The sequence below is a fragment of the Ruegeria sp. CDSA241 genome (assembly GCF_059611265.1).
Genome location: NZ_JBXWPF010000023.1, coordinates 60,129 through 67,581 on the forward strand (window position 1 = coordinate 60,129; position 7,453 = coordinate 67,581).

A 7,453-nucleotide genomic window follows, 5' to 3' on the forward strand; every position below is an offset into this window, starting at 1 on the left:
ATGCGATTTGAAACCCCTCTTGTCCCCGCCCACCTGATCCGCCGCTATAAACGCTTTCTGGCCGATTGCAGGCTTGAGGACGGGCGCGAGGTGACAGCGCATTGCGCCAATCCCGGCTCGATGATGGGACTGGCCGAACCGGGCGAGAAAATATGGTTGGAGCCCAATGACGACCCGAAGAAAAAGCTGAAATATGGCTGGCGGCTGGTCGATCACGAAAACGGGCATTTCACCGGCGTAGATACATCCGTCCCGAACCGGGCGTTGCGCGCGGCATTGATCGCGCGGGAGATCCCCGAACTGGCAATGTATGAAACTGTGCGCCCCGAGGTGAAATACGGCGAGAACAGCCGCGTTGATTTCCTGCTGACCCAGCCAAGCCTTCAGGACGCTTATGTCGAGGTCAAATGCGTGACCCTGTCTCGCGAACTTGGTCTGGCCGAATTCCCCGACAGCGTCACAGCGCGCGGAACCAAACATCTAGGGGAACTGACAGCTATGGTGGACCAGGGGCATCGCGCAATCCTGCTGTATCTGGTCCAGCGCACTGATTGTGAGCGAATTGCATTGGCCGCAGATATCGACCCGACCTATGCAGCGGCGTTCGAGGCGGCGCAAGCTAGGGGTGTCGAGAAACTGGTCTATGGCACACGGATATCGCCTGAAGGGGTTTGGGTAAACGTGACCGAAAGCCAATTGTTCATGCAGAAGCGTTGAAGGGGTAGTTTGAGCCCAAAGCGGACTAAGTAAATTCTGGTTTCAGCCTTATAATAATCGTTCCTGCCAGATTGACGATGTGTATGCCTCTCTTGTATCGACCGTGGGGCTTCGTCAGGGATCTCCGTTCCGAGCACTTTGGCATCGTATGTTGTCCAACGTGGCGTTAGTATTGCCAACACTCTGGCATAGTAGAAAGAGCTTTGTTCCGGATCGTAATCGGGGTCTTTCCAATACTCGGATAGAATTGCCTGACCAATATCGTTTGTCCAAGTTGCACTCTCAACGTCAACGGTGTCGCCAACGGGCCCGTCACACTTCGCGTTCACTAGTTCGCGCCCGCCGCAAGATAAATCGTAAACATGTTCCGAAGTTGTCCCGTCGCTATTTAACCACCCTTTGACGATTTGAATGCGGTCTAGATTGGCTCCATCGGGACGCCTCTTTCATATCCATACGCGGCAAAATCTGCACGCGGCAGGTCCGTTTCTTCAAAATCGTATCCGGCAAAAACGCGAACGCGCATGCGCGGACCTGTGGTTGCGTAGACTTCTTTCCGAGCAAGAGCGTGCCAAATGGCCTCGCGTGTGTTTTCTCTTGCCCAAACCGCCGCCATTCCCGACGCCGAAGTTTGCCATGCATATTGGGCAACCTTCTCGTCCCCACCGATGCCGTCCACGACTTCTTCGAAGCGGACCGGATCCGCAGTGGGTTCAACGGCGGCGTTAAGTTGTTGCCCAAACTCAGTCATGAGAAGCGTGGCGTCTTTCGCTGCCAACAGCGGCGCGAGACCCAAGTTCTCAGCGTGATCGGCAACCACCAAAAAGTACAATGGTCAACGCAGCCTAGCTTCGACACCGGTGCTGGATATCACCACCTCGTCCTTGGCAAAGCGGTACGCTTCATCAGGGCCTAGCACATTGCCGATCATTCCGGCATCTGCAGAGTAGGACGTATGCAAATGAGTGTCGCCAAAAAAGACCTGATTGGGAAAGCTCTGCCGTGGATAAAGTGAATACTGCCTGTCGCCGCGTTGAGTGCTCGGGATGTCCTCGGCATGGGCGCAAAAAGCAAGCAAAATGGTAAGAATAGATGCAAAACGGGTCATTTTCGACCTCATCTATTGCACGAATGATGCTACGTTAAATGCATATTTCTACGACTCGTTCTTGTTCTTCGAAATAATTAGATTCTATCTACCGCACTAAGCCGTTGGCTAGGTTCAGCGGGGCGGAGGTGGAAGCACCTTCTTCGACTGGAGTACCTGAAGGATGTCAATAATTGCCTCAGTACTCGTTTCGATTGAACCTCGGAAGAACAGTCCGACGCCACCTTCCCCTAACTCCCGTGTGCCACCGGCGTCGTAAGTTGGTGAGAGAGAGACAAGTTCGGGAGGTAGTTCTGGGCATACCGGGTTTCTTTGAAGTATTGCGTTCGCGGTCTCGATGAATACCTGCCGAACCTTTTCGACATTGCCCTTTGCATCGGACGACTCGGTGAGTTGATCCGGAGCAAGTCTCAGGTCATCCAAACGGAAAAAAAGGCAGTCATCTTTGAATTCGGCCGAAGCGGAAGCACCCACCGTCAAGCCACCAGCGAAAGTGTTCTCGCCGCGTATAGATCCACCGTCGCTGCGGCTTTCGCATCGGAAAAGCTCTGCTTCGATCCTCCCACTTAGCGAAATCACTGTATCGTCGGCACGGGCCGTTGCTTCGGTCACACCGATCAGTGCGTTGCAGACATCTACAAACGCGGCTCGTTTGAGTTCCTCTACAAGTATTTCTTTTGCCCGGCGAAGGTCTACGACACTTTCGATTGAGATCCTTGTCGCGTTCACATCTTTTAGTCTCAATGCCAGATCAACGGGAAACTCACGATCTCCTAGCTTGACGTCCCCGTTTGCTTCGAAGGTAACCTCTTCAGCCAGCAGCGCGGATCCGAAAAGCCCGGCAGTAGCTAGTATCAGAAGAAAGATCCGATCCATCATCCTGCCCCCCCAACAATACCGCGAGATTGCATAACCGCCAGGAGTTCCATCATCGTCATCGCACTGGTGTCGATTGAGCCGCTCAACGCAACACCGATGCCACCGTCACCAATTTCTCGTGTACCGCCGGCGTCGAAAACCGGATTCAACGAAGAAAGCTCCGAAGGCATCTCCGGACAAATCACATTCTCTTCGGTGAACTCCTTTGCCTTGGTGAGAACGACCTCCTCGACGCGCTCTGTGAGGCCAATTAGGTTAACCAACCCGCCGACAAACCCGGTAGGTTGAAGCACGACGTCGGCAAGATCAAAGTGAACGCATTGATCTTGAACATTGGCGCGTGCCGCTGCGGCGATCCCAACAGTCGTCGAGATAAAGCGTACTCCACGCCCGTTGGTTCCCTCGGATTCTTCGTTTCGACAACGATAAAGCTCGACGTCCACTGAGCCAACGAGTTCAATGAGATCACCGCTGGCGCGGGCGTCGTCGAGTTCAAAGTCAACATTCAAAGAGCAACTTTGTTCCAGACTACCCGACAGAAGCGCGGGCGCTTGGACTTGGATTTCTCGCAGATCTAAGAGCCCCCGGAAACCTAGGCGCGTTGACGTAACACTGCTGATGCCCGCGTTAAATGTGTAAGGTAGGTTTTTCCCACGAGCGGGAATCTTGTTTGAGATGCTAAATTGTACTTCCCCGGCGTAGTCGCTTGGCGACGCATTCTGTGCACTGGGTCGAGCGTTCAACTCGGACTTCAAAAGTTCTGGGTTCGTGGTTGCACAGGATGCGAAGAACAGCAAACACACAAAGGCAAAAGGTACGGTTTTACGCGCCCCAAGTTCCGCCAAACTCCATTGTAGTTCTATTCCCATTACCCTTCGCTCAACCTCACCGTTGAATATCAACCCTACCGTACAGCGTCACGGCGAAGGTCAACAGTTTGCACCACGAAAATATACTGGTGCGGTGTTGTGTTGTCGCAACGACTTGCAGTTGACGCGGGTCCTTTGAAACTTCGAGCATAAGCTCTGCCCACAAGACTTTTCTCTCGCGTTAAGCCCTGAGAAGGAGCAGATGCATTCGGGCATCTGCCAATATTGCGAGGGTATGCTTTCGATTCGTCGCCATGCCAGCACCTCTCATCAACAAACCGACTCCTAGGCGACACAATGTGTTTTACTCTCGACACAGGGTGCTTTTCACCTCCACAAGGGTGTTACGCCACTAAAGAGGGAAAAACCATGCGCTTGCTTTCTATACTTATTGTGACGGTTCTATTCACAACCGGCGCGGTTGCCCAAACAATCGACAGGATAACAAAAAACAACGAAATCCGATTTGGTTTTCGAACAGATGCTGCTCCGTTGTCTTACATTAACGACCAAGGTCGCCCGTTTGGTCTGTCGCCGTTGATTTGCGATCAAGTAGCGAAGGTAATTGCGCAGAAACTGGAATTGAAGGATTTGAATGTTCAGTTCATTCCGGTCGACTCTAAGGATCGTTTCGACAAAGTTGCTTCCGGAGAGGTGGATATGCTCTGCGGGGCAGCGTCGATTACACTTTCCCGACGCGAAATTGTTGATTTCTCAATTCCAACTTATGTCGATGGCACGTCCATATTGTTACCAATCGAGGCTGAAGGCACCATGGGTGCACTCGCGGGAAAGAAGGTTGGAATGAGAAGCAGCACAACAACAGAGGCGTCCGTTCTGAATTCATTTGAAGCTGCAGGTATCGACGCAGAAATGGTGCGGTTCGCTTCACACCCAGACGGTATCAAAGCACTTCGAGACGGTGAAATTGACGCCTATTTTGCAGATCAGTCGATTTTGCTGGTCAACTACATTGCTGCGGGACTAAAGGGCAAATTCAAACTATCCCAGGAAATACTGACGATAGAAAAGCAAGGATTGGCCATCGCGAGGGGTGACGATAACTTTCGACTCGTTGTCGATAGTATTCTGTCAGAAATGTATGCTCAGGGCACAATGGAAGAGATATTTCGTCTCGCTTTGCCGGGGGTGGAGCCGAGCGAAGCACTAAAAGCTCTGTATGTTTTCGCCCCCATTAATCCCTGAAGCTTGTCGCGCAAAACAGTTTTGTCGGGAGTTAATCGCCCTGCGCAATAGAAGCTGGCCTTGTAAGTAAATTGACGGCTCAAGCCAGCTTGACCAATGACCGTGTTTTACTAAATGATCCTCCATTTGGCAGGCCAGTTGCCAGAATCACGGTCTTAGGCGATCCTTCGATAAATTGAAGGATCGCAATATGTTTAGATATATAATATTTGCTCTCAGTTTAAGCGCATCTAACGCCCTGTTTGCACAAGAGGCGTCCGATACTGTTGCAACGGAAGTTACGTCTGAGACTTCATCCGATCTTCTATCTGATGCTGAGTTGCAAACTTTGGTCGCCCCGGTGGCTCTTTTTCCCGACACTCTACTCATACAGATATTTGTTGCGGCCACTCAGCCACTGGAGATTGTTAAGGCAGAACGATATTTGTTGGATAACGCCGACCGCGACCCCGTAGAGCTCGAGCCGGAAATCGAAGCTATGGGCTGGGATCCGTCTGTAAGTGTATTGGCCACGGCGTTCCCCGAAGTCGTCGGTCAAATGGCCACCCACATCGATTGGACCGAGACAGTCGGCACCGCCATGCTGGCCCAGTCCGACGATGTACTGGATGCGGTGCAGGTAATGCGGGATCAGGCAATTGACAGCGGAGCTCTTGTTTCCGGGCCCGAGCAAACTGTCGAGGTATCTGATGAAGAAACGGTTGTAATTACTCCGACACAACCCGAAACAGTGTACGTCCCGCAATATAATCCCGAGACTGTCTATACCGGCCCGTCGACCGGGGACGTAGTGGGCGCGGCCTTGCTGACATTTGGCACCGTGGCGCTGATCGACGAGATTTTCGACGATGACGACGATTGGTATGACTATTGGGGGTGCCGGAATTGCGGCGGATGGGGCGGTGGCCCGATATACAGAAACCCGGACATCGACATAGACGTCGACGGCAACGTCAATATCGGTAACGATATAGATCTTGGTGACCGAACTGATATCGGATGGAAACCCGATCCTGACCGAAAAAAGGAAGCCCGGGACAAGATCGCTGATCACAAAAGGCCGGAAGGTGGTCGCGGCGACCTGCCTGTCAACCGCCCCGAGGGTCGCACGGACGAACTCCGCGCAAAACTGAGCCGTGAATCCGGTGCTGCAGACATTAGCAGGGGAGGCGCGGCAGCAGTTGCAGCTGGTGCAGGGGCGGGGGCTATCGCGAGCGGTGCTCTGGCCAATCGAGGTAGTGGGGGCAAGTCCTTGCCGCAGGTGAATCGCGGTAACGTTGATCGGGACAAGGCTGCTGCCAAGCAGCAGGCCATCGATCGGACTAAACGGCCAGATGCGGCGAAGAAGCCTGTCAAAAAGAAACCGCAAGCAGCTAAGAAACCTCAGGTAAAAAAGGCCACGGCTCAGCAAAAACCCGCTGCGTCCAAAGGTAATGCTATGAAGAAAAAATCTTCAGGCGGCAAAGCTCACAAGGCGTCCAAACGGGGACATGCTGCCAAAGGCAAGGGGAGGCGGTAACATGCGTAAATCGGTTTTTTCTATTTTAGTGATCGCAGTGGCTACAGGACCGGCGTTTTCCGACGGTGCCCTGTTCGAAACTCCGCAAACCGCGCTGGACGCTTTTGTCGAAGCGTTAAGGGCCGATGATCAGAACAAGCTGCTCGAGATTTTCGGACCAGAGGCAGAAGATCTAATCGGAACGGGTGATCCGGTGGAAGATCAGCAAAGAAGGCAGGAAGTGCTTGGCATGTATGCTGAAGGATACCGCTTTCAGCCCGAGGATGATGGGGTTTTTCTTCTGCTTGGCGAAGATAGTTGGCCCTTTCCGATCCCAATTCTGAAAGCTGAGAATGGTTGGAAGTTTGATTTAGAAGCCGGGGTAGAGGAGCTTTCCGCCCGTGAAATCGGACTGAATGAATTGGAAGTAATCGAAACGCTTGAGGCCTATGTTGATCTTCAGGCGGCGTTTCGTCTTGTGGACCACAATGGCGATGGCGTCATGGAATTTGCCCAAACGATCATATCGGATCCCGGCGCACGAAACGGCCTCTTCTGGCCAGAAGAAGACAGTTTTGTCGGTGAAGCCCTTGCCCGCGCCACCGCCTCGGGGTGGAGCGACGGTGCGGATGATTTCGAACCCGAACCTTTCCTCGGTTACTACTTCGCAATTTTGCAGGGGCAGGGACCAAATGCTCCGGGTGGTGCCTATTCCTATTTTGTCGGCGATCGGTTCGTGGCGGGTCACGCCTTGCTTGCGGTGCCTGCGGACTACGGAGAAACGGGTATCCATTCTTTTCTCGTGGGTGAAAACGGCACCGTGTTCGAAGCGGACTTTGGGCCGGATACGCTTGAAATAACAGCTGAGATATCGACCTATGATCCCGGCCCAAATTGGTCACCAGCCGAGTAAATTTCGATTGGCGGCGACGCTTTGTTGCCGCGTGCAGGTGTAGATTGAATGCAATTTTCGACTTAAGTAGCAATGGTTCGGGAAGGATCGATTTTGGGAAATCTAATTAATCGATGAAATAATTGCCCTTGATTCAATTCGACCCAATTTGCCCGCTATGGTTTGACCGAATGGCCGTTTTGTCCGCTAGGGTCAGGACTCATAGCCAATAGATGACGAGAGCTGCGATGGCGATTGCTGAGAGGAAGACCTTCGGGCACCTG

Annotated in this window: 7 protein-coding genes and 1 pseudogene; 4 read left to right on the plus strand and 4 right to left on the minus strand. The window is 52.7% G+C overall.

The window, feature by feature from the left end; genetic code table 11:
* Positions 1–717 carry a DNA/RNA nuclease SfsA gene (gene sfsA, locus AC2FJV_RS18155; protein WP_282027886.1) on the plus strand — a complete coding sequence of 239 codons (717 nt, stop codon included), beginning with the start codon at positions 1–3 and terminating at the stop codon, positions 715–717.
* Here sfsA and AC2FJV_RS18160 read toward each other — a convergent pair.
* From AC2FJV_RS18160 to AC2FJV_RS18175, 4 genes and pseudogenes are all read right to left on the minus strand, one after another.
* Positions 642–1,468: pseudogene (locus AC2FJV_RS18160) on the minus strand (DUF3604 domain-containing protein). The gene sfsA and the pseudogene AC2FJV_RS18160 overlap by 76 nt on opposite strands.
* 84 nt (positions 1,469–1,552) lie before the next feature.
* Entirely contained in the window at positions 1,553–1,825 is a 273-nt protein-coding gene (locus AC2FJV_RS18165; RefSeq protein WP_496714244.1) for a DUF3604 domain-containing protein, read from the minus strand.
* Positions 1,826–1,939: 114 nt separating this feature from the next.
* Positions 1,940–2,704 carry a hypothetical protein gene (locus AC2FJV_RS18170; protein WP_496714246.1) on the minus strand — a complete coding sequence of 255 codons (765 nt, stop codon included), beginning with the start codon at positions 2,702–2,704 and terminating at the stop codon, positions 1,940–1,942.
* The gene (locus tag AC2FJV_RS18175; protein ID WP_496714247.1) at positions 2,701–3,573 is read right to left on the minus strand and encodes a hypothetical protein; all 873 of its coding nucleotides are present in this window, start codon (positions 3,571–3,573) and stop codon (positions 2,701–2,703) included. The genes AC2FJV_RS18170 and AC2FJV_RS18175 overlap by 4 nt, the downstream gene beginning before the upstream one ends.
* A 369-nt stretch (positions 3,574–3,942) precedes the next feature.
* Here AC2FJV_RS18175 and AC2FJV_RS18180 point away from each other — a divergent pair, with 369 nt between their 5' ends.
* From AC2FJV_RS18180 to AC2FJV_RS18190, 3 genes are all read left to right on the plus strand, one after another.
* Complete coding sequence (locus AC2FJV_RS18180) at positions 3,943–4,779, plus strand: amino acid ABC transporter substrate-binding protein (protein ID WP_185956747.1); 837 nt, start codon at positions 3,943–3,945, stop codon at positions 4,777–4,779.
* 190 nt (positions 4,780–4,969) lie between these two features.
* Entirely contained in the window at positions 4,970–6,298 is a 1,329-nt protein-coding gene (locus tag AC2FJV_RS18185) for a DUF3300 domain-containing protein (RefSeq protein ID WP_496714249.1), read from the plus strand.
* 1 nt (position 6,299) lies between these two features.
* On the plus strand, positions 6,300–7,190 hold the full coding sequence (locus AC2FJV_RS18190; RefSeq protein ID WP_271952052.1) for a DUF2950 family protein: 891 nt from the start codon (positions 6,300–6,302) through the stop codon (positions 7,188–7,190).
* The last annotated feature ends 263 nt before the right edge of the window (positions 7,191–7,453 follow it).

Excerpts from the sequence above, each read along its gene's own strand:
- sfsA (WP_282027886.1), top strand. The coding sequence starts at position 1 with ATGCGATTTGAAACCCCTCTTGTCCCCGCCCACCTGATCCGCCGCTAT.
- AC2FJV_RS18185 (WP_496714249.1), top strand. The coding sequence starts at position 4,970 with ATGTTTAGATATATAATATTTGCTCTCAGTTTAAGCGCATCTAACGCC.
- AC2FJV_RS18170 (WP_496714246.1), bottom strand. The coding sequence starts at position 2,704 with ATGATGGATCGGATCTTTCTTCTGATACTAGCTACTGCCGGGCTTTTC.
- AC2FJV_RS18175 (WP_496714247.1), bottom strand. The coding sequence starts at position 3,573 with ATGGGAATAGAACTACAATGGAGTTTGGCGGAACTTGGGGCGCGTAAA.
- AC2FJV_RS18190 (WP_271952052.1), top strand. The coding sequence starts at position 6,300 with ATGCGTAAATCGGTTTTTTCTATTTTAGTGATCGCAGTGGCTACAGGA.
- AC2FJV_RS18180 (WP_185956747.1), top strand. The coding sequence starts at position 3,943 with ATGCGCTTGCTTTCTATACTTATTGTGACGGTTCTATTCACAACCGGC.
- AC2FJV_RS18165 (WP_496714244.1), bottom strand. The coding sequence starts at position 1,825 with ATGACCCGTTTTGCATCTATTCTTACCATTTTGCTTGCTTTTTGCGCC.